The organism is Methanococcoides sp. AM1, assembly GCF_900774055.1.
Lineage (GTDB): Archaea > Halobacteriota > Methanosarcinia > Methanosarcinales > Methanosarcinaceae > Methanococcoides.
In genome coordinates this window covers 184005-205894 of sequence record NZ_CAAGSW010000002.1, presented here as the reverse complement: position 1 = coordinate 205894, position 21890 = coordinate 184005, and the positions used below count along the sequence as shown (strand labels likewise).

General features: G+C 40.7%; 20 protein-coding genes. 9 read left to right on the top strand and 11 right to left on the bottom strand.

Annotated features, from left to right (window positions below):
• Positions 1–176: 176 nt before the first annotated feature.
• Together E7X57_RS03720 and E7X57_RS03715 are read left to right on the top strand one after the other, a co-directional pair.
• Positions 177–1190 (top strand): polysaccharide deacetylase family protein, encoded by a 1014-nt coding sequence (locus tag E7X57_RS03720; RefSeq protein ID WP_371413156.1) that lies wholly within the window; start codon positions 177–179, stop codon positions 1188–1190.
• Complete coding sequence (locus tag E7X57_RS03715; protein WP_135610695.1) at positions 1175–2185, top strand: GNAT family N-acetyltransferase; 1011 nt, start codon at positions 1175–1177, stop codon at positions 2183–2185. The genes E7X57_RS03720 and E7X57_RS03715 overlap by 16 nt, the downstream gene beginning before the upstream one ends.
• Before the next feature lie 12 nt (positions 2186–2197).
• Here the strand turns inward: E7X57_RS03715 and E7X57_RS03710 are convergent, their stop codons facing one another.
• The 10 genes from E7X57_RS03710 to E7X57_RS03665 form a co-directional block, all read right to left on the bottom strand.
• Positions 2198–3622 (bottom strand): oligosaccharide flippase family protein, encoded by a 1425-nt coding sequence (locus E7X57_RS03710; RefSeq protein WP_135610693.1) that lies wholly within the window; start codon positions 3620–3622, stop codon positions 2198–2200.
• Between the two features lie 90 nt (positions 3623–3712).
• Positions 3713–4777 carry a non-hydrolyzing UDP-N-acetylglucosamine 2-epimerase gene (gene wecB / locus E7X57_RS03705; RefSeq protein WP_135610691.1) on the bottom strand — a complete coding sequence of 355 codons (1065 nt, stop codon included), beginning with the start codon at positions 4775–4777 and terminating at the stop codon, positions 3713–3715.
• 136 nt (positions 4778–4913) lie between these two features.
• Entirely contained in the window at positions 4914–5489 is a 576-nt protein-coding gene (locus E7X57_RS03700; RefSeq protein WP_135610689.1) for a serine O-acetyltransferase, read from the bottom strand.
• Between the two features lie 86 nt (positions 5490–5575).
• Positions 5576–6589, bottom strand: a complete 1014-nt coding sequence (locus tag E7X57_RS03695) for a glycosyltransferase (protein WP_167880876.1) — start codon at positions 6587–6589, stop codon at positions 5576–5578.
• Positions 6590–6750: 161 nt separating this feature from the next.
• Positions 6751–8664, bottom strand: a complete 1914-nt coding sequence (locus E7X57_RS03690; protein WP_135610685.1) for a hypothetical protein — start codon at positions 8662–8664, stop codon at positions 6751–6753.
• A 114-nt stretch (positions 8665–8778) separates the two neighbouring features.
• Entirely contained in the window at positions 8779–9948 is a 1170-nt protein-coding gene (locus E7X57_RS03685; protein WP_135610682.1) for a glycosyltransferase family 4 protein, read from the bottom strand.
• Complete coding sequence (locus tag E7X57_RS03680; protein WP_244603582.1) at positions 9948–11279, bottom strand: phenylacetate--CoA ligase family protein; 1332 nt, start codon at positions 11277–11279, stop codon at positions 9948–9950. Before E7X57_RS03680 ends, E7X57_RS03685 begins: the two co-directional genes overlap by 1 nt.
• A gap of 28 nt (positions 11280–11307) precedes the next feature.
• Positions 11308–12351, bottom strand: coding sequence for a DUF354 domain-containing protein (locus E7X57_RS03675; protein ID WP_135610680.1), 1044 nt, complete (start codon positions 12349–12351; stop codon positions 11308–11310).
• Entirely contained in the window at positions 12348–13118 is a 771-nt protein-coding gene (locus E7X57_RS03670) for a hypothetical protein (RefSeq protein WP_135610678.1), read from the bottom strand. The genes E7X57_RS03675 and E7X57_RS03670 overlap by 4 nt, the downstream gene beginning before the upstream one ends.
• Before the next feature lie 40 nt (positions 13119–13158).
• Positions 13159–14709, bottom strand: coding sequence for a glycosyltransferase family 2 protein (locus tag E7X57_RS03665; RefSeq protein WP_135610676.1), 1551 nt, complete (start codon positions 14707–14709; stop codon positions 13159–13161).
• A gap of 377 nt (positions 14710–15086) precedes the next feature.
• Here E7X57_RS03665 and E7X57_RS03660 point away from each other — a divergent pair, with 377 nt between their 5' ends.
• Positions 15087–15419, top strand: coding sequence for a hypothetical protein (locus E7X57_RS03660; RefSeq protein WP_135610674.1), 333 nt, complete (start codon positions 15087–15089; stop codon positions 15417–15419).
• The gene (locus E7X57_RS03655) at positions 15416–16252 is read left to right on the top strand and encodes a TIM barrel protein (protein WP_135610672.1); all 837 of its coding nucleotides are present in this window, start codon (positions 15416–15418) and stop codon (positions 16250–16252) included. Before E7X57_RS03660 ends, E7X57_RS03655 begins: the two co-directional genes overlap by 4 nt.
• Before the next feature lie 60 nt (positions 16253–16312).
• Here E7X57_RS03655 and E7X57_RS03650 read toward each other — a convergent pair whose 3' ends face one another.
• On the bottom strand, positions 16313–16882 hold the full coding sequence (locus E7X57_RS03650) for a GMP synthase subunit A (protein ID WP_135610670.1): 570 nt from the start codon (positions 16880–16882) through the stop codon (positions 16313–16315).
• A 171-nt stretch (positions 16883–17053) separates the two neighbouring features.
• On the opposite strand from E7X57_RS03650, the gene E7X57_RS03645 reads away from it, so the two are divergent.
• From E7X57_RS03645 to E7X57_RS03625, 5 genes are read left to right on the top strand one after another with little or no spacing between them, the layout of a single operon-like run.
• Complete coding sequence (locus tag E7X57_RS03645) at positions 17054–17851, top strand: 2-amino-3,7-dideoxy-D-threo-hept-6-ulosonate synthase (RefSeq protein WP_135610667.1); 798 nt, start codon at positions 17054–17056, stop codon at positions 17849–17851.
• 22 nt (positions 17852–17873) lie between these two features.
• Positions 17874–19016, top strand: coding sequence for a 3-dehydroquinate synthase II (locus tag E7X57_RS03640; RefSeq protein ID WP_135610665.1), 1143 nt, complete (start codon positions 17874–17876; stop codon positions 19014–19016).
• Positions 19017–19019: 3 nt separating this feature from the next.
• Entirely contained in the window at positions 19020–19721 is a 702-nt protein-coding gene (aroD, locus tag E7X57_RS03635; protein ID WP_135610663.1) for a type I 3-dehydroquinate dehydratase, read from the top strand.
• A complete protein-coding gene (locus E7X57_RS03630; RefSeq protein ID WP_135610660.1) occupies positions 19718–20530 on the top strand; it encodes a shikimate dehydrogenase in 813 nt (270 codons plus the stop codon). Before aroD ends, E7X57_RS03630 begins: the two co-directional genes overlap by 4 nt.
• Positions 20527–21852 carry a prephenate dehydrogenase gene (locus tag E7X57_RS03625; RefSeq protein WP_135610657.1) on the top strand — a complete coding sequence of 442 codons (1326 nt, stop codon included), beginning with the start codon at positions 20527–20529 and terminating at the stop codon, positions 21850–21852. The genes E7X57_RS03630 and E7X57_RS03625 overlap by 4 nt, the downstream gene beginning before the upstream one ends.
• The last annotated feature ends 38 nt before the right edge of the window (positions 21853–21890 follow it).

Below are 21890 nucleotides of genomic sequence, written 5' to 3'. Positions count from 1 at the left end.
ACAGTATATTTTAGTGCAGGTTTGAGAAGATCAAACTCTCGTGGTAGATCGCAGGATCGTGATTCTTCTGACAAATGTATTGGCGAGGGTCCGTTAATCAAGAGATTATAAGGAGAGGATGTTAACCGGACATCCGATGAGATCAGATGATACCTAACAGCACATTGATTGAAAAGTTGAAAGAAGAAAAGAAATTATGGGATCTTTTCACAAAAAAAGAGGAATATGATCCTCCTATTTTAGATGAATATGAAAGATTCCCTTACTATTTGAGCAAATCCCGGGATATCTTTGAACCGAAGGTATCAAAATTCCTGATCGAAAATGGTTTCAAACCAGAATATCCGGATAAAAAGAAATTTGCGGTTTGTCTTACGCATGACATTGACGTAATTAAACAGAGATATTTAATATATGCCTTCAATTCTTTCAGATCTGTTATCAAAGGCAACATTAGAGATGCACTAAAATATCCAACCTATGCAATAAACAAAAGAAATCACCCTTACTGGAACTTCCGTGAGATAATGAAACTGGAAGAGAAGTATGGAGCTACATCAAGTTTTTATTTCCTTGCACTTGAACCCGGGGAACAGAATTACAACTATGACCTGAAAACCCTCAGGGATGAAATAAGATATATAGATGCCAGAGGATGGGAAGTAGGCCTCCATGGGGGACACCGATCATACAACAATTACGAAGACCTCTACAAGAAGAAAGAAAAGCTTGAAAATGTTCTTGGAAAAAACGTAATCGGATATCGGAACCATTACTTGAGGTTCAAGACTCCTGAAACCTGGGAGTTGCTAAGTAAAGCCGGTTTTAAATATGACACAACGTTTGGCTACAATGACTGTGCGGGTTTTAGAAATGGAATGAGCCACCCATTCAAACCAATAAACCTGAAAACAGGAAAAGAGATTGACATCGTAGAGATCCCTCTAACGATCATGGACTGCACACTTCTCAGGGATTATATGAGATTAGACTTCAACGGCGCATGGGACGTCACAAAGAAGCTGATTGACACAGTTGCAAAATACAATGGAGTTATCACAATACTCTGGCACAACACATACATGCAGGATGAAAATTTGGAATTCTATGAGAAGATATTGAAATATTGTCATGAGAAAGATGCCTGGATGACAAGTGGAAAAGATATGATCAAATGGTGGGAACAATGAATTCGGGTGTTGTGGTCAGAGAGCTTGACCCTACTGAATATGAACTATGGGACGAACTGGTTGAAACTTCACCATACGGAACAATATTTCACACAATCGATTGGTTAACAATATGCAGAGATTCATTTAACCTCGATCTGAATATATACGGATGTTTCCATAATGAAGAATTAGTTGGAGGGTGCTCCCTTTTTGCTCACAAATTTAAAAGAATATTTAATGTAGCATCATCCACTTGCAATATGACACCCTATGGAGGGATTTTAGTAAAAAGGTCAACAAGAAAGAGATTACGAAATCAAGAAGAGCTTCAAAACAATGTTCTAAAGAATGTCCTGAAGCATATAAAGGAACAAGGATTTGACCGGGTTTCGATAACAAATTCGACTGATTTTATAGACATCAGGCAGTTTTCCCCTGAAAGTTGGATCAAGGAAATTAATTATGCTTACTATTTTGATTTGAGTGAAGATATTGAAGCAAAAATGCCAAAAAATATGAAGACGATCATTCGCAAAGCTGGCCAAAATGAGATCAAAATTAAAAAAGAAAGTAACCCCCAGTGTTTTTACGATCTTTTTAAAGAAACATATGAAAGGCAACAGCTGGCCCCACCTGCCCAAATAGAATTTTTCGAAAAAATATTGGATTTTTTACATGAAAACCATAAAGGTGAAATGTGGATTGCAGAAATGCCCACGGGGGAAGTTGCAGCTGCAGAAATCGTTATCTGGGATGATAAAAGAGCACATCGATGGTCATCTGCTTCAAATGCCGATCTGAAAAGCCATAATTCAACATCTCTTTTACTGTACGATATATTTCAAGATCTTAAAAGCAGAAATTTTAAACAGATAAACCTAATGGCTGCTAATACTCCAAAAATAACTAAATTCATAACAGCTTTTAATCCAAAATTGGTACCTTACTACACAGTAACAAGTTATTCAACGAAGTTTGATATTTGCCGACAAATAATAAATCTTATTAGATAATGCACTTGCATTTCATTTTTTTGTTGATTTTAGGACATTTAGTAATTTAGACCTTAAAGTCGGATCCTGATAAATTACCACACCATAATAGATAACTGAAAGCACCATGGACGTGATTAGAATTGCATATATTGAAGCTGAAAAGTAATTTACCAAAACCAGAGGGATGGAAACTAAAATTGCGACACACAGATATTTTATAAAATATTTGACCTCGCTGATCAATGCAATCCCTGATATCTTTAAAAGATAGAAATTAGCACTACTCCATAAAATTACACCAACCCCGGACAATAATATAAGTCCAAAGATCGGATCATTGTAACTTCCTCCGATGAAGAGTGTAACAAATATTGAACAAATGATCAGTATATTGAAAAGTAGTTCAATATTTTGCTTTTCAAGTATATCAAAAACAGACGATATTGGGGAATACATAAATCTTATAAATAGCCAGGGTGCAAGTATTTTTGCATAAATTCCTGCAGAATACCACTCAGCCCCTAAAAAGAAAGTAAACAGGTCTTCCCCAACAATCATGAATACAAGTAAGGGAAATGCACCAATTAAAATTAATTTCCTATGTACTTCACCCACTAATTTTGTAAAGTTCCCATTTTTGTTTTTAACTTCACTCGCCTTTTGGAAGAATACCTGACTGGTAGCACCCCCTATCAAACTTACAGGTAAAGCCAGTATTTGATTCGCAAATGAATAATGTCCAACTGTTGTAGAAGTAAAATAGAATGCAAGCATGAAAGGCGGAAGCTGAAAGGAGAGCGTGTTTGCAAACAAAGACCACATGGAAAATTTTGGGAATCGTTTATACCTGATGGCCAGTTCTTTCATCCTGTGTATTGAAACCTTCCTGAAATACTGAATATCAGATTTAAAGTAGCCTAGCATTAGAAGATTTGCCAGAAAAAAACCCGTGAAATAACCACTTATCAATCCAACTGGTGAAGGATTGTAAGACCCGATCCCTACCTGGGATAATCTTGAACCTAGTGTGTTTGCAATACGTGATTCAGCAACAACACCAAACCGAACCCTGCGAGATGACCAATAGTTTAGCACATTAAATAGACCACTCAAAAAAACGACCACTGGTAATAGAATAAGATAATCTGCAAGTTCAGGAGTATTAAGGAAACCTGCGATCTCATCAGATAACGGGATGAATATAAATCCGGATACAACAGAAGAAATTGCTAATAAAATGAAGCATAACGAAACAATATTTGCAGAGTCCTCGTTCTTTTTTGGGAGCATTATTGCAAGGTGATATGTAAGACAGGATATAATTGCAACAATACTTGAAATTGATAAGAATAACTGAAAAACTCCAAAATCATCCGGAGAATAAATTCGGGAAATAATAGGGAAGAGCAATATTCCAAAAAATTGGGCGATCATGCTCCCAGATACCAATTTCATAATATTACGAATAAAATCTGATATTGAATCACACCCTTTTCAGAATAATACAACAATGGATTAATATAATTTTTAGAATGTAGCTGACGGTTAACTGGATTCCTTTAATATAGTGCATATTTTATCACAAGCATCACCGGATCCAAACACATTCCCTTTCACACCTGCACCTTTAAATCCATCAATAGCATCCACGATCATGCCGCAGTCTGCTCCAACCAATATATTCCACCCATCGTCCACTGTTTCTACCCACTCAGTATTATCACGCATTGTAATACAGGGAACCCCAAGCATATAAGCTTCTTTCTGGACACCACCGGAATCAGTAAGGATCTTCCTGGAACTTGACATGAGCTTTAGCATATCAAGATAGCCAACCGGAGATATCACATTTACATGCTCAGACAACTTATCCCAGAGTCCATACTGCCGGAGATACTTTTCAGTCCGGGGATGGACAGGAAACACTATATTTGTATCCACACTACAAAAGGCCTTCACAATAGAGGAGAGATTTTCAATGCTATCTGTATTTGAAGCACGGTGTACAGTTGCAATCATAAAATCCTGATGAGAAAGACCCAGATCATCAAGTATCGTGGACTTATCCCCTGCTATCTTTATATTATACTGAAGTGCGTCCATCATCACATCACCAACGTTGTGAACACCTTCAGTAATACCTTCGTTCCCAAGATTTGTTACTGCTGTTTCTGTGGGACAGAACAATAGATCTGAGACATGATCTGTAACTATGCGATTGATCTCTTCAGGCATAGTCCGGTCAAATGATCGAAGACCAGCCTCAACGTGAGCTACAGGGATATGAAGTTTGGAAGCTGCAAGAGAACCTGCAATCGTAGAATTGGTATCACCATATACCAATACCATGTCAGGTCCTTCATTGATTAGAAGTTTCTCGATCGCGGTCAACATTTTACCTGTTTGTTCACCCTGTGTAGCGGAACCGATCCCAAGATTATAATCAGGTTCTGGAATACCCAGTTCTTTGAAGAAAACATCAGACATATTATGATCGTAATGTTGTCCTGTATGAACAAGTATATCTTCGTGAGATTTTCTTAGTTCACGGGAAAGTGGAGCACATTTTATGAACTGTGGCCGAGCACCGATAACTGATAAGATCTTCATGATAAAACCCCATACTGACAAATGTGACTTTTTGAATGTATTATCAAATTTAGCCTTTAATCAAATTTAGCCTTTAATCAAATTTAAAAGTTTCAATATTGTGAAATAATGGTATCTACAAATTTAAAGATTTAAATTATAAAATTTCGGTTGATTTTATCAACAATTCCTCGGAACCTTTGTCACTTATTTTTTTAGCTGGAACTCCTGCAATTGAAATGTTGGGTTCCAAAAATGATTTATTAACAACAGAATTTGCCCCAATTGCAATTCCATCAGCAATTTCTATATCACCAAATATCTTGGCACCCGGACCAATATAAACATTGTTTCCAATTTTAGGTGCTAAACCGGAATGTCCTGCCTTGGTCCCAATGTTTACACATGTGTGGAGTCGGCAATTCGATCCAATCCTGGCATTGTTATTAACAACTATGGTCCCAATATGAGCAATACTTAAACCAGGACCAAAAACATTTTTAGGTATCGTGAATTCCAATTTAACGCTCATTAAATGATATCTCCATTTTAAAAATAGAACGTACGGTTTCCAAAGTATTGAGCTTTTACAGTTGTGATAGTATTCTACTTTCCTTAACAATCTTTCAAATTTCCAGATATTATCAGCAAAAAAGGGTTTTTTACTGTTCCTCCCTAAAGCCACCTTATCTGCTTTTAAATAAGAATGATAATGCTGTTTTGTCTTGATCATTACAACCACCATTATTTGAGAGGTTTTGGAATTGTTAAACAAAAGTTACTTATCAAGCGCTCAAAATTGTATAGCACGTTCATCACTCACATATCTTCTAAAATTCCGGACTTTTTTACAATTTGCTCCCAATCAAATTCTTTTGCCAATATTTTGTTATTATGAGATATTTTCGAATACAACTCCGGATTGTTCATTAAATGGTCTGCATTGTTAGCCAGATCTTCAGGATTACCAGACTCATATTTTATGTAGTTGACATTTTCTTTTAGATATCCGGGAATTCCTTCAATATCTGCAATTAACATTGGCTTTCCTGCTGCAAGATATTCGGATATTTTCCTATTCGAGAAAAAATCCTTTACTTTCGACATATAGAAGTTTTTGTCATAAGGAACAATACAAATATCCATCCGTTTCAATAGTGATATCGCCAAATTGTATTCAAGACGACCAGTTAAAATTATATTTTGCTTTTGACCATATTTATTGAAAATTTTCTCGTAATGGTAACCTTGCCCAACAATCACAACTACCACATCTTTCAGATAATCAATTGAATCACATATATCTTCAATTTTCATTACCTGTTCCCAATTTCCGATAAAACCTATAACTTTCTTGTCTTCCGGAATATTTACAGGGCACTCAGAGTCGATCGATTTGATTTTGTCTACATCAACACCATTTGGCAAATAAATACACTTATAAGCATATTCTTCAATCTGAGATTTTATCCCATCACTTACAACAATTATATTATCACAATGTTTTAAAATAATCTTTTGAGACCATTTAACTACATGTCCTCTTAAGAAGCGCTTTTGTTGATATAATTCAAGATGACCTCTTCCGTGAAAATCATAATATATCTTTATGTCAAATACTTTTAAAAATGGAAATAATATAATGGTGTCATAGCCCCTCAGGATGACATAGTCGATCTTTTTTGAGAGAAGAAAATGAAATATTTGCAAGGACATTTGGAGTCTAAATAAAATCCCCTTCAATAAAGTGAGTTTCCCGCCAATAGGTATTATGGGTTTTATTTGTATTAAATTATCCAAGACCACTTCATCCTGTTCGTTCTTCTGCAACATTAAATAAGTATCCGGCAAATGTTTTTTGATCTCATGGAAGATATGCAAAGCTCGTGAGGATTGAACGATACTATAAGACACCTTTGTCTCCATAAAAATGATCAAACCTTTTTTCGAGATTTGGTTTTGATCATTTGCAAACACCCGCCTTAAATATTTCATCAAAATGCCCCATAAATACTAATAGCTGAATTTGAATAAATTTTATTGTTGGTTTCCAAATTTGAACTTAAGTTGTCCCATTCAAAACTATTATCGCCCCTAATTACCGTCGGCTCAAATGTTAAGCCCCTATCTAGATCAGTATTTCTCAAAATAAAATAACCATTTGTGAGATTGAAGTTCAAAACATCGAAGTTTACAATTCTATAATACTTGATCCCAAGATTGTCAGTTTCACTTAATTTACGGTTAGCAAAAAGTCTTGAAGTTGGGTAGTCTGTATATAACCTTGAATCATCCGGAACAGAATCGAAAACATGATCGAAACCTATTAGCTCATCTGAATAGAAATAGGTTCTACTGGAAATAACCTCATCATATTCCGGACTACCGCCTGTTAAAGATGGATACACAAAACCTGAAAAAAGTATTGTGATTATTAAACCGGCAGATAAGACCCTTTTCTTCTTTGATGCCAATAAATTGTAACAAAAGAGAAGACCAGCAGCCATTGAAAAAGCTATAAATGGACTTACAAGTAACATAAAACGGTCAAATCTAAAGAGGGTCATTGTTTGCCAGAGAGTTTGCAGTGGATTTGGCAAATACAATGGTAAAGAAAATAATGAAACCATAGTAAAAACTGCAGCATAGTTCTTCCCATACTTCCAAAAAATTGCTCCGATCCCAACAAAAACAAAGAGAGAAACGATCATAGTGTCAACATTTTGAGAAATAAATATCCACTCTAACCCGACCTTAATGTCCTGTTTTATTGCAAGTTCTGTGGACGCAAAAGCCACTCTGGAGGTCAGTGCCAGAAAAATAAATGAATATGCAACATAAAACCAATAGGCTAAGAACGTTACAATTAATAACAAAATATAATTATTATCGTGGAATTTAGATTTTAAACCAGTCAAATTCGTTAATATAAGTTCAGAGACAAAAAATAATGCCATTACAATGATTATTTGAGGGGTCGACACCTGATGAACAAGTACTATAAAAATAGTAACAATTATCCCTAATATTTTCAATCGAGGGTCTCTTTTCTCTGAATTCTTATAGATCAAATACATCAATAATAAAAATGCAATAAATGCTACAACCCTGGTTATCATATACATTTCGTAATAAACTACTGTACTCAGAGTTGAAAATAGAACAACTGAAAGCAGAGATAATTTAATGTTTTTAGTGGTATTTAAAAAAATACAATACAAAAAAAGAACTACAGTTGAGAATATCAGAGGACTGATCAAAAAATAGGTCGCATTTATATCTAAATTTAACAAATATGAAGCCTGTGATATCAAAATATGAAACAAAGGGAACTTCGCATAACCAACACTTAGAAATTCAGGAACCGTGTGTCCGGATAAATAGGTTACTTGAGACATGAAAAGATGTGGTAATATATCAGTGGCACCAAAATACAAATGACTCTTTAAAGTGAAACTATAAATTAAATTGACCATACACAAAATTATCTCTGATAAAACCAGATATTGATTTACTTCTTTCGAGAGAATTTGAAAAAGAATGATAGTATAAAGTAAAGACATAATTACGAAATAGTACCATGGTCTGACCGATGAGATCACTACAATGATCGAACTCAAAGCGTAAAGAATAAAGAAAATAATTGATAAGCGTTTTTGGTCGAAATTCATGGCAAAATTGAGACTTGCCTCTTTCGCCTCACTCTTATACATTTTAGTTAGAACTTTTGCTGCAATTATACCTGGAATTGCTATAACAAGACCCCTAATTGCAAAATCAGGCCTCCCTATCCAAAAAGCAAAAAGGAGACCAAACAAAATAACACCAGTTAACAAATAGGGCCAACTAAGAGCAAATCTTTCAACTAAAGTTTTGTCCCGATTTGTAATTGATTTTAATAAATTCATAGGTACCCATTCCCCAAATATAATATTTCTAAGATATTCAATTGTATCTAGTTGATTTTGCTTAATTATAATTTGTTATAGAAAGTATATTAATTTGCACTAAGAAATTAGACATTATAAGTTGAGGCCGACATAAATATCCGAAATCTGTTCTGCTATGTGTTCCCAACTATAGCATTGTGCATGATCAATGATTTTATTTCCATCCCAATTTGTGTCTAAAGAAAGATCTATCTTTTCAGCTAGATCAAAGGAATCACCAGGTTTGACCAGAAATCCAAAATCATCAGACGTTATAATTTCCGGGACACCCCCAACACTTGTTCCTACAAATGGTTTACCACAGCCTAAGCATTCAACTAGAACTGTTGGATTACCTTCATTCAAGCTTGGCAACACAAATATATCACAAGCATTCATCCAGAGAGGCACTTCATGGTGTGGTTTAATACCAACTATTTTCACATAATTTTGTAAATTGGATGATGAGATTTGCTTCTCTAATTTCTCCCTAAGGATACCATCCCCTACAATATAGCACAACACATCATCTTTTCTGGAGACAACTTTTTCCATAGCTTCTATCAAATAAGAATGACCTTTCACATCACCATATAAATTCCCAACATTGAGAATTATTTTTTTATCTCCTGGTAAGCCAAGTTTATCCCTACATAGCTGCTTATCTGAAGGATAAAACTTTTTTTGGTCATAACCATTTGGAATATGGTGTACTTTCTCTAGATCAATTCCTACATCCCCCATAAGAGAGATATCACCTTGTCTAACACGTATTATTGCATCAGACATTTGCCATGAATGAATAAATATTGGATCTTTTCGATCTATCGCTTTCTGAAATGTAATAGACGTATGTTCTGTGATAACCACAGGCACTCCAAACTTTTTCTTTAATTCTACTGCAACTGCACCAGATGGCCAGGTGAAATGAGCATGAATTATATCAAACTTAATATTTTGTTTTTTCAATAACTTAAAAACCGCATTTGCTTCAAATTTTACCCAAAACTCCTTTCGATACTTATAAAAAAAAGGTAGATTAAAATACCTGGGAAAAAAAACATGAACATTATCAAAAGAGTAATCTTCGAAATGCGCCTTTCTAACAAATTCCATGCCATAAGCAACAGGAGAGATCACATAAACATTCTCAAAATATTTGCGGATATATTTTAATTGCTCTTTTACAAATATCTCAGCAACGTAGGTATCAGAAAGATTAGGGAAATTATTAGTTATTATCAATAGATTTTTCAGTGCCATTATTTCAACTCACTGACAATGAATTTATACTTCCCAGCCTTCGTTTTTTTAATCGAATCAACAAATTCGAAATCTACATTCCAGGAAGATGATTTAGATTGTATTAAACTCTTAATAAGGGAAAGATTATCTGGATTAAAATTATCATCAACTACTAGTTTTATCAAGATTCTATCTATTTGCTTCTGAATTACTTGATATTTTTTGATACCAGCATCATGTTGCCAAAAGATATACATTAAAAAGTACCCATGAACCTGCTTACCTTCCGGAGTAATGAACATATCAGCCGAGCGACCAATTACTTCCTTTAATAGTTTCGACCCTCTGCCACAACCACATTCATCTTCGATAATGTGGCCCAGATCCCCTGTATCATACCTTATAAAAGGCATGGCACAGTTATGTAAACTTGTAGCCAAAATATTTCCAATACCATCTGACATTTGGGATCCATTATCATCAACAACTTCCATGATGCTCCGTTCTGTATCAATGTGTAAACCATTGTGTTCAGAACATTCATATGCACCTACTCCACCATCGTTCAGGCCATAAGCATCATAAACCTCACAGTCAAAGACATCACTGATATGATCACGCATATTTGGGAACAGTTTTTCTGCAGTCGTATAGACCGTAGGAATTTTAGGCAGATCAATACTATTATCTTCAACAAATGATGCGAATAGATCTATGGATGAAGGATACGCACGAATTGATTTGGGATTAAATGAACGTATTGTGTTCGCATATTTGTGCATGTCTTCGTTGCCCATGTCAAAAGAAGATAATCTACGAATATTGCGAGCAATTTCATGTACTTTACTTACAGTTCGTGAGTTACCATCAACACCCAGGGAAATGCCTGCCAGAAATACCATCTTATCTCCAAGCTCATAGCCTCCATACCCCCAGCCGCGATAGAGCATTGCTCCTGACATAAAACGATCATGTTTTAATAATCTGAATGGGAAGGGAGTACCTGTAGAACCCCCCGTGGCCAGAGAATAATATTTCATTTTGTTCAGATTAACTGGTTTGAAATCTTCCCAATTATCCATGATAATCTCTTTGTTCAAAACAGGGAGTTTTTCCAGATCATCTATTGTTTTAATATCTTCAGGCCTTAGATTCAAACCTTTGAATAATTTGTGATAATAAGGAACATTTTCATAAGAGAAAGAAATCAGGTTTCGAAGCTTAGCTTCTTGATCTTTTTTCAGATCAGGATAAGAATACCATTGTGACCTGACAGCAGAATTGTACATCGATAAGAAACGATAGTCACCCAGCATATGTGCAAATTTAAACAATGGAACATGAAACACAGATTAAACCCCCTTTATGAAATAGAATTCAATTCTTAGAATACTTTTCCATAAATTCTACCATAAATTTCGTAACATCGATCTTATCAGCTAACAAAATATCCCTTTTCTGCCTTCCTTTTTCTTTCAGATCCGGATCTTTCAATAACTCTAATGCCTTTTTCAATGAGTCTTTACCCATAGTATTTTCATTATAAAAGTTGTAGACCAGATCATACAACTCTTCTTCTTCATCCGTATAGCCCCTTCCTGCATAATCACAAAAAATAGAATGGGTACCTAGAACTGCACACTCTGAAGCCATGGTGGAACTGTCCCCATAAAGCAAAGTCGCATAATACAACAAATGATGCATCTTTTCCGGGGAAACAGTGATCCTATACTCTTCAAACTCAGGAGGGAGTTTATTTTCAGAAGTAATAAGGACACGACCGTATTCTTTTAACTTATTAACAGCAGTGAATTTGTCTTCTAATGTCAGTGTCCTGTGACCCTTATCATGACTGGCCTCCCAGGAAACAAATCTTAGAATTATGAACGGATCATCCTCTGTAAGTCCGAGTTCACTGAGGATTTCCGGATTTGGAGTGAAGTAATCCGGATGAAGATACGCCAGTTCATGATAACCATTATATCGTACCTGTTTTTCTCCAAGATCAAGCCGATAGCAGGACGGAGTGCATATAACAGATGCAAAAGGATCAGTTATCGTGTGCTCTATTTTTGCGTGCTCAGTATCATCAAAAACGATAGAAGGTTTCCGGATGATCTTTCCTACATGTGCAACATAGGCATTACCAACACCGCCAACCAGAATATCAGGTTTAAATTTTCTTGCTATCCCGTACAGATTATACTCTATTTTCAGCAGCTCCGTGGCTTTTGAAAATAAGGATGGTTTTGCACTTCCAACAACATCATATTCGAATCCATATGCCCTAAGTAAATGTAAAGATACGTCCTTGTCAACCGTGGTGATCTTACAAGCGTGTCCTCGTTCTTCAAGGGCCCAGATAGCATTTTTGAATAAGTGAACCTGTCCGGGATGTGCCATATTGAATAGGATCCTCATGTTCTCACCGCAGCTAAAACTTTCTTAACCAAATTGACCGCCATATCCATACCACAGTATAAGCCCAAGTCAACCATATTCAATGACCAGCGTTCCGGATGTGCAAGGATATAGAGGTTCTCCAGTTCGCAACTCTCGATAAGGTCGATCAAGTCATCCGTCGTGTCAGCAGTGAAATCTTCTATCTTGTTGGGAATGAAATCTCTCAAACTATTCTTATTGTTCCAGCTTCTGCCTGTGTCTGAAAAATAATTCAATTCCGATCCTACAGAGAGATAGGCTTCACCAATGATACCATAATCTTTAAAATCGTAAGTTTTCCACATATCCCTGTTATCATATTTCGACAGAGGTCTTCCATGCATGCATATTGTTTTTACTTGACAGACATCGTTGAAATCCTCAAGATGAGATTGGAACAATTCTATCCCCTTTTCCGGGTCTCCATTTGCCTCACTTAATGTCTCGTAGTGGTAACCGATCTCGTGACCCATATCCTGTATCTGCATCATTATTTCTGGCTTGAACACACTTTTGATTGATCTGAAATAATACGTTGCCCTGATGCCCAACTCATGCTCGACTCGAGCGGTTTCCAGTGCATGTCCTGGCATCCGGTCAACGTCGTGGCGCATCAACACGAACCTGGCAGGATGCTCCTTATTCATGTATTCCGACATTGTGACCGTTGGATAAGTTGCCACTATTGCCTCACAGAGGAGTTGAAACTTATGGATAGTGAAATCATGCTCATCAATACTCAACATCAGAGATCACCACACAGCAATATCTCAGACAAGAGTGAAATCATTCGATCTCACCTTCTACAGAACGTGAACCTGAGCCTCGCATGTCCTTTTCAGACTCCTGCATGTCGAACAGCATTGCAAATAACAGGAACTGAGTACCTGATATAAGGATCAAAGCATCCAGAATTACTAGGTTCGCAGATACCGGCCAGTGCATTAGAGTAGCTATAAGCATTGACAGACCAAACAGCACACCTACAGGAAGAAATGCCATGGCGAGGATGTAGAACAGGACGAGTGGATGGAAGTTTAGTACCATGTACTTCATCTTCAGCCTCCAGAGGAACTTCCTGAACAGCATCGTCGACACCTTTCCAATGTACGGACCGTACTTAATCGTTGATTTCTCCTGTCCGTATTTGGCAGGCATAACAACGTCAAGGGTTCTGAACCCAAAAGCATTCAATCTCACAAGCATGTGGTTGCAGTAACCATAGTACGTGTATATCTCATCCAGGCCGATCTCTCCCAGTGCTTCCTTTGAGATAGCGGTATAACCATTCTGAGGGTCCATGATATTCCAGTACCCACTGGCGATCTTCGTGATGAACGTGAGCATCGAGTTACCTAGCAGGCGAAATCCGCTCATGCCTCCACGATACTCCGTACTAAACAGGCGATTGCCTTTGGTATAATCGCCCCTGCCCTCGATAATAGGCATCAGAAGTTTTGGCAGCTGGGCAGGGTTCATCTGATTGTCCCCTCCCATGACTGCAACGACATCCACCTCTTCTTTTAGTGCCTGTTTATATCCATTGACAATTGCAGCACCCACACCTTTATTGATCTCGTGTGTTATCACGAAAAGCCTCGGGTCGTTCAATGCCTCCAGGACCTTTGCAGTATTATCAGTGCTAGCATCATTTATCACATAGATCCGGTCAACGTAATGGGGAATTCCATCAACGGTAGCCTTTATAAGCTTCTCTTCATTATACGCAGGCACTACCACACCTATGCGTTTGCTTGCCAGCAACTCCCTCTTGACCGGATCGATTATTTTAATAGGCACCTCATGTACCTTAAAGCCGGAATTGATAGCATCATCTATCAACTCGAGCTCAATCATATTATCGCCCTTTGTAAACTTGAAAACATCGAGTGTCTTTGACGAATACGCACGGAATCCACTGGACATGAAAAACTGACCCTTGCCCCTTTCTCCAAAATCCTCAAACGTAGTACCAAAGCCAACACCTGATGAAGTAACATAGGCACCGTTCACAACATCCGCATCCTCGGAAAGCACAGGATTCAATATTGCAGGAATGTCGTCAGGATTGTGAAAACCGTTCGCATAGAGGGTCACGAGCACAGACGGATTTAATTTTTTCGCTTCTTCAAAAGCTGTTTGCAATGCAGCGGCCTTGCCCAGATTATCACCGTGCCTGATCACTTTTGCACCCATATTCTTAGCAATATAGGCGGTCGCATCACTACTTCCATCATCAACAAGGATTATGTGATCCACATAGAGCTTCGTTCTTTTAATGATGTGCTTAATATTAACTTCTTCATTATATGCAGGAATGGCTGCCACAACATTCATAGTCACACCTCAATCCCAATTTTAATAATAATAATAATAATAATAATAATTGTATAGATGCACATCACCCACAACCTCCCAAAGTGCATATTTATAAACCATGTTATATAAAGGCTTATGATAACAGAACTTATTTGTTGGTCAAACTACAGACAGAAGTGGCCTCATGCTATCAATTATGGAAGAAATACATCCTAATGAGAAGTAGGTATATGCATCAAACCAAGCGGAAGCAAACCTCAGAATAAATAAGTTCGTGCATAAACGAATTAATTTAATATTTTTATAAACTTATGAATTATATATACATATACAGATACATACAAATTCATCACAAAAGACATTATTTTATACCACATACCACATAATCAAATTCCATGGGACGAGAATTTTCAGACATGGATAAGAAGATCTTCAATAAGCTTGCACCGGAGAATGGCGGGACCCATATGTCCGAGATGGGGCACCCTTACCCTTTCATACTCAGGCCTATATCCCACAAGATCGCAGAGGATGCAGATGACTTCAGGGAGAGGCTGGAGAGGCTTGACAGTGAGGAGCTTGAATACCTTGCAATGCTTGCAATGGAAGGCAAGGAGGATATCAGGTCCCTTGAGGATGAGGATGTTGATTCTTTCTTTGACCTGCTGACCGAGAAAGTCTCGGAAGAGCGGGCAAAAGAACTCAGGATCCATCTGGGGATATTATGAAGAAGCTACTTTTCGGCACTGCAGGGACACCCCTTAGTGCCAAGAAGGGAGGAAGCATCGAAGGGATTCAGCGCGTTCGTGAGCTTGGCCTGGGATGCATGGAGCTGGAATTCGTGCGCGGAGTGCGCATGAAGGAAGCCATGGCAGAAAGGGTCAGGGCAACAGCGGAAGAAGAGGCTGTGGCACTCAGCGTTCACGCCCCGTATTACATCAATCTCAATTCCGCAGAGGACGAGAAGATCGATGCCAGTATCGAGCGCATCTACCAGTCAGCACGAATAGGTGCACTCTGCGGCGCATCATCCATTGTATTCCATCCTGCCTACTACCACAAGCAGGACAGTGAAGAAGTGTTCGAAAGGGTAATAGGACTGCTTGGCGGGCTTGCATCAAGGCTTGAGGATGAGGGCATCAAAGCTGTACTTCGCCCGGAGACCACCGGCAAACCGACACAGTTCGGCGATCTGGAGGAGACCCTGATGATGGCGTCAGCCATCGAAGGAGTCATGCCCTGTATAGATTTCTCGCATCTGCATGCACGAAGCAGCGGAGAGTTCAATACACTTGAGGAGTTCCGGGACGTGCTCGGGAAGGTGGAGAAATATCTCGGGAAGGAAGGACTTGAGGATATGCATTGTCACGTTTCCGGCATTGCATACGGAGATAAAGGGGAAAAGAACCATCTGGCACTACGGGAGTCAGATTACAATTATACTGACCTTATGGCAGCGTTTCGGGAGTTTGGTGTGAAAGGTCTTGTGATATGCGAAAGTCCAAATCTGGAGGAGGATGCTTTGCTCCTGCAAGATACATTCAGGAACGCTGAAATTTAAAAAGAAGGAAAAGAAAGGAATTTTTTGCTCCTGCTTTGCGATAAGGCAGGAGGTGAGGCTTCAGTAGTCTTCACATACCTCAAAGAAGTTCATGAAAAGCTCTTCACCCTTATCTGTGTGAGCAACTTCAGGATGCCACTGCACGCCGTAGAGGGGTCTTTCGGAGTGGCGCATTGCCTCGATCTCACACACATCTGAGCGTGCAAGGTGCAGGAAATCTTCCGGAAGGACCGTGACCTCATCAGCATGGGAAGCCCACACGGATGTCCTCGGACCAAGTCCTTTGAGGATGTCATCCTCTTCCAGTATCTCCACATCGATCTCCGCATAGCCACCGAACTCACCGGAACCGGTCTGACCACCGAAGGTTCTGGCTATAAGCTGGTGGCCCAGGCAGATACCCAGGATAGGCTTGTCGATGCTCTCGACATATTCCTGACAGAGACCGACACGATCCATTGAAGGACCGCCACTTAAGATGATTCCATCCGGGTCTTGATCAAGAATATCTTCCACAGATGTTGTGTTCGCTATGATCTTCGTCTCCATATCGAGATCGCGTACGGTTCTGTGAATAAGGTGACAGAACTGGCCATAATTATTGATAACAAGGATCTTTAACTCTCTCATGATGAAAATCACACCGGGTTGAGTCGATATTGCCAGTAATGATGAATCTATATATAAGGCTATTCCAGATTTAAAGAAAGGGATAAAATAACAAGATTTAAATAGTTGTTTGTGCTACTATGTCACATACTAGCACGATTTAATGAATAGCGATAATAAGAGAGTGATAAAATGGCTGAGATAGGTAAAAAGATTCGAATCGAAAGGATCATGCACAGGGAAAGTAGGAACATGGTCATCATTCCGATGGACCACGGAATGTCTGACGGACCCATTCGGGGAGTAATAGACATTGCAGATTCTATCAACAAGGTCGCCGAAGGCGGTGCAGATGCAATCCTCATGCAGAAAGGAATGGTTTACCACGGCCACCGCGGATACGGTCATGACGTCGGGCTTATCGTCCACATGAGCGCCTCCACATCACTTGGACCTGACCCCAACGACAAGGTCCTTGTATGCAAGGTCGAGGAAGCCATGAAAATGGGTGCAGATGCAGTATCCATCCATGTGAACGTCGGTTCAGAGACAGAATCCGACCAGCTCAAGAAGCTCGGATACGTCGCAGAACAGTGTGACGAATGGGGAATCCCACTCCTTTCCATGATGTACCCAAGAGGCAAGAAGGTCACAGATCCACATGATCCGGAAATGGTCGCACACGCTGCCAGGGTCGGTGCAGAACTTGGTGCAGACATCATCAAGACCATCTACACCGGAGATGTTGATAGCTTCAAGGATGTTGTAAAGGGATGTCCCGTACCTGTAGTGATCGCAGGCGGACCAAAGACCGAGACCGATGAGCAGTTCCTTGAGATGATAAACGGCGCCATGGAATCCGGATCAAGGGGAGTTGCCATCGGCAGAAATGTGTTCCAGCATCCTGACCCTATAAAGATGACACAGGCCATCACACAGATCGTCCACAAAGGCCACAGTGTCGAGGAAGCACTACAAACACTTAAATGATGAAAGCAAATGGCGTATACATATGAAAGACAAGACAATTTGGATCAAAGCCGACAAAGGCGACTGGGAAGATCACAAGGACAGGATAACCACCGGACTTGAATCCGGTGCAAACTATGTGCTGGTAAACGCTGACGAAGTGGGAAAAGTAAGAGAACTTGGCGACATCAAGGTCGCTGCTTTTGCCCATGACGATAAGTCAGGCGCTGATGTTGTTGTCGTTGGGAAAGGAGGAGAAGGCGATGGTACAAGACCTCTGTCCCCTGACCCTATCGGATCCCTTGACGTGAGCACTGCCATCCGATTAAAGGAAAAAGGCCTTACGGTAGGCGCATACGTGGTCATACAGAACAAGGCATACGAGGAATTTGCAGCACAGATCGGAAAAGAATGTGATTTCCTGATCATCGTCGGTACCGACTGGAAGGTCATCCCTCTTGAGAACCTCATAGCAGGACTTCAGGACAGCAATGTGCAGATCATTGCCGGTGTCCGGGATGCTGATGAAGCAAAGCTCGCCCTTGAGACCATGGAGCATGGTTCAGAAGGTGTCCTGCTTGACAGTGAAGATCCTAACGCAATCAAGGCCACTGTAGTGGTAGGTGAAAGCTCAGGTGTGGAAGCACTGGAACTCGTCGCTGCAAAGGTCACAAAGGTCGAGCCCGTAGGAATGGGTGACCGCGTCTGTGTCGATACCTGTAACATGATGACACGCGGCGAGGGAATGCTCGTAGGCTCTCAGGCAAGCGGTATGTTCCTTGTTCACTCAGAGTCCGAGGAAAGCCCGTACGTGGCATCCAGGCCATTCAGGGTAAACGCAGGAGCAGTACATGCATACGTGAAGGTCGGTGATAAGACCAGATACCTCTCCGAGCTCAAATCCGGTGATGACGTTACCATCGTTGATGCACAGGGCAACCAGCGCGCAGGCATCGTCGGCCGGGTCAAGATAGAAAGACGCCCACTCATGCTTGTTGAAGCAGAGGTCGAGGGCAACATCATTAAGAACATACTCCAGAATGCCGAGACCATCAAACTCGTAGATACCAAAGGGGAGCCTATCTCAATTGCCGAGCTTAAGCCCGGAGATGAAGTGATGGTACACTACGAGGGAGGAGCACGTCACTTCGGCATGAAGGTTGAAGAGACCATAATCGAGAAATGAGACATGGTTAGCATAGGTAATTTCGATCTGGATAAGAAAGCAGCCCTTGTTGCAGCTATCAACGAGGACCCTCTGATGCAGGCAAAGGCAGCTGCAGATCAGGGTGCTGACGTCCTTGAGATCAGGTTTGACCTGCTCGGGATAAACGCCCCTGAAGATGCAGAAGATATCCTCAAAAAAGTTAGATCTGACACAGGACTTCCATGTATTGCAACCAATAGGTTACAATCTGAAGGAGGAAAGTGGGAAGGCTCAGAAGATGACAGGATAACTTTGCTTGAAGAGATAATTCCCTTCACAGACGCAATTGATGTAGAGCTCAGTGCAAACCCAAAACTTCGTGACAGGCTTGTAAAAAAGACTAATGAAGCGGGCAAAGCGGTCATCATATCATCCCATGATTTTGAGAATACGCCTGACAAGGCCACCATCAGGGATATCCTTGAGCGTTCAAGAAAGGCAGGAGCCGATATCGCAAAACTCGCAGTGATGCCGAACAGCATGCAGGATGTTCTAAACCTGCTCGAGATTACATTAAGTGAGAATAATGTCTGCACCATCGCAATGGGCCAGCTTGGAAAGCACACCCGGATCGTAGGACCCTGCTATGGTTCAAAACTTACCTATGCCAGCGTATCAAGCGCTGTAGCACCCGGACAGTTGAAAGTACAGGAACTAAAAATAGCACTGGAGATGCTTCAATGAAACAGGTATTCGGAGTCATGGGAGATCCGATCGCCCATTCACTCTCACCCATCATGCACAATGCAGCCTTCGAAGCACTTGGAATGGATTGTACATTCCATGCATTCAGGGTAAAGCAGCAGGACCTTGGCGAGGCTTTAAAAGGCGCAAAGGCCATGGGATTTGGAGGATTGAACCTAACGGTCCCGCTAAAAGAGACTGCTATCGGACTTATTGAGACCGACGACCTTGCTGCAAGGATAGGAGCTGTCAATACCATCGATTTTAAGGACGGTATCAAAGGTTACAACACGGACGGTATCGGCGCACAGAAGACTCTCGAAGATGCCGGGGTCGATATTCAGGACAAGAACGTACTGATACTCGGTGCAGGAGGCGCTGCCAGGGCAATAGCCTTCACGTTCACAGAAGCCGGTGCAAAGGTTAACATTGCCAACAGGACCCCCGAAAGGGCCATGAACCTCGCAGCAGAGGTCGGCAAGGTCAACGGCTTCGGGCTGGATGTACTGGACAGGTGCATGGAAGACACAGATATACTCATCAACACAACAACAGTTGGAATGGACCCCTGCATAGGAGACACCATCGTCACCGCTGACCAGATGCATTCCGATCTCACCGTTTTTGATGTCGTTTACAATCCATTGAGGACAAGATTGCTCAGGGAAGCCGAAGCTGCCGGAGCAAGACCGGTCACGGGCATCATGATGCTGGTCTACCAGGGTGCAGAAGCATTCCGTATATGGACCGGCGTGAAGCCTCCTGTGAACGTTATGAAAAAGACTGTGATGGAGGCCCTGAAATTATGAAAATGCTCATAATCGGCGGTACCGGAGGGATGGGGCAGTGGTTCACGAAGTTCTTCCTCAGTCACGGTTATGAGGTGATCGTATGGGGAAGCAGCGGCAAGACCGAGATCGCTGACCAGATGGGAGTGGAATTTGCCACCGACCTTGACAGAGAGATCAGGGAAGCCGATGTCGTGGTCATTACCGTACCCATAGACATCACTGCAAGGGTGATCAAGGAGACCGCTCCGAAAATGAAATCAGGAAGCCTGATAATGGACCTGACATCCATCAAGGCAGAGCCCGTCAACACCATGAGAGAATACGCTCCCGAAGGTGTGGAGATCCTGGGAACACACCCAATGTTCGGCCCTTCTATCCCCACATTACAGGGCCAGATAGTCATAATGAGCCCCACAAAAGGACGTTGTGACAAATGGTTCCCGATCATGCACGACCTCTTTGAACAAAGCGGTGCACATATTGAGATAATCGACCCACAGGAGCACGATCAGTTCGTCTCTGTGGTTCAGGGACTTACACATTTTGCATACATCACCATCGGGGCGACGTTCAAAAGCCTTGATTTCGATGTGAGCAAGTCACGCCGTTTCATGAGCCCGGTGTATGAGATAATGGTCGACTTCGTGGGCAGGATATTAGGACAGAACCCATACCTTTACGCCCATATCCAGATGAAGAACGATCAGGTGCTCAAAGTTCATGAGGCATTCATCAACGAATGCAATGTACTCTCGAACATCGTCCGGGAAGAGGACACAGAAGCCTTCTGTAAAAAGATGACAGAAGCAGCTGCCCATTTCAAGGATACGGCATCCGCCCTTCACAGGTCCGATAAGCTGATCAATGCAAAGATAGCCGAGTTCGAGGAAATGATAGCATCCGTCGGAAGAGAAAGAGGACTTCTGCATAACTATTCCGGCGTTACTCATGTTGGCATCATCGAAAAGGTAACACCCCGAACAGTAACGCTTTCAAAGGGAGACAGGACCGTGTCCCTGAGAACAGAGAATATCAGGTTGCTTAACGATGCAGAACTAAAAAAATGGAAGATCGATAACCTCGCACATCCCATCAGGGATATATCAGCCCTGATCCCTGCCGGAGCAGATCCACTGACCATCGAGAAAGTGGTCGAATGCGATGAAAGGATAGTCTCTGTAAGCATAATTGACACGTACACAGGCATATCCGATGACAGGCTTAGTGTTACATACCGCATTACCATACTCGGAGATCTGCCTGTTGCAGAGGTACAGGAAGACATCGAAAAACTGTTTGTTGGGCTTGGTTGCGGAATAAGGGGTCAGGATTCCATCTGATATTTATGCAATGAAAACAAATTTAGTATTCCGTTTAA

Coding starts and splice junctions, on each gene's coding strand:
- E7X57_RS03715 (WP_135610695.1), top strand. CDS start 1,175: ATGGTGGGAACAATGAATTCGGGTGTTGTGGTCAGAGAGCTTGACCCT.
- E7X57_RS03710 (WP_135610693.1), bottom strand. CDS start 3,622: ATGAAATTGGTATCTGGGAGCATGATCGCCCAATTTTTTGGAATATTG.
- wecB (WP_135610691.1), bottom strand. CDS start 4,777: ATGAAGATCTTATCAGTTATCGGTGCTCGGCCACAGTTCATAAAATGT.
- E7X57_RS03700 (WP_135610689.1), bottom strand. CDS start 5,489: ATGATCAAGACAAAACAGCATTATCATTCTTATTTAAAAGCAGATAAG.
- E7X57_RS03695 (WP_167880876.1), bottom strand. CDS start 6,589: ATGTTGCAGAAGAACGAACAGGATGAAGTGGTCTTGGATAATTTAATA.
- E7X57_RS03690 (WP_135610685.1), bottom strand. CDS start 8,664: ATGAATTTATTAAAATCAATTACAAATCGGGACAAAACTTTAGTTGAA.
- E7X57_RS03685 (WP_135610682.1), bottom strand. CDS start 9,948: ATGGCACTGAAAAATCTATTGATAATAACTAATAATTTCCCTAATCTT.
- E7X57_RS03675 (WP_135610680.1), bottom strand. CDS start 12,351: ATGAGGATCCTATTCAATATGGCACATCCCGGACAGGTTCACTTATTC.
- E7X57_RS03670 (WP_135610678.1), bottom strand. CDS start 13,118: ATGTTGAGTATTGATGAGCATGATTTCACTATCCATAAGTTTCAACTC.
- E7X57_RS03665 (WP_135610676.1), bottom strand. CDS start 14,709: ATGAATGTTGTGGCAGCCATTCCTGCATATAATGAAGAAGTTAATATT.
- E7X57_RS03660 (WP_135610674.1), top strand. CDS start 15,087: ATGGGACGAGAATTTTCAGACATGGATAAGAAGATCTTCAATAAGCTT.
- E7X57_RS03655 (WP_135610672.1), top strand. CDS start 15,416: ATGAAGAAGCTACTTTTCGGCACTGCAGGGACACCCCTTAGTGCCAAG.
- E7X57_RS03650 (WP_135610670.1), bottom strand. CDS start 16,882: ATGAGAGAGTTAAAGATCCTTGTTATCAATAATTATGGCCAGTTCTGT.
- E7X57_RS03645 (WP_135610667.1), top strand. CDS start 17,054: ATGGCTGAGATAGGTAAAAAGATTCGAATCGAAAGGATCATGCACAGG.
- E7X57_RS03640 (WP_135610665.1), top strand. CDS start 17,874: ATGAAAGACAAGACAATTTGGATCAAAGCCGACAAAGGCGACTGGGAA.
- aroD (WP_135610663.1), top strand. CDS start 19,020: ATGGTTAGCATAGGTAATTTCGATCTGGATAAGAAAGCAGCCCTTGTT.
- E7X57_RS03630 (WP_135610660.1), top strand. CDS start 19,718: ATGAAACAGGTATTCGGAGTCATGGGAGATCCGATCGCCCATTCACTC.
- E7X57_RS03625 (WP_135610657.1), top strand. CDS start 20,527: ATGAAAATGCTCATAATCGGCGGTACCGGAGGGATGGGGCAGTGGTTC.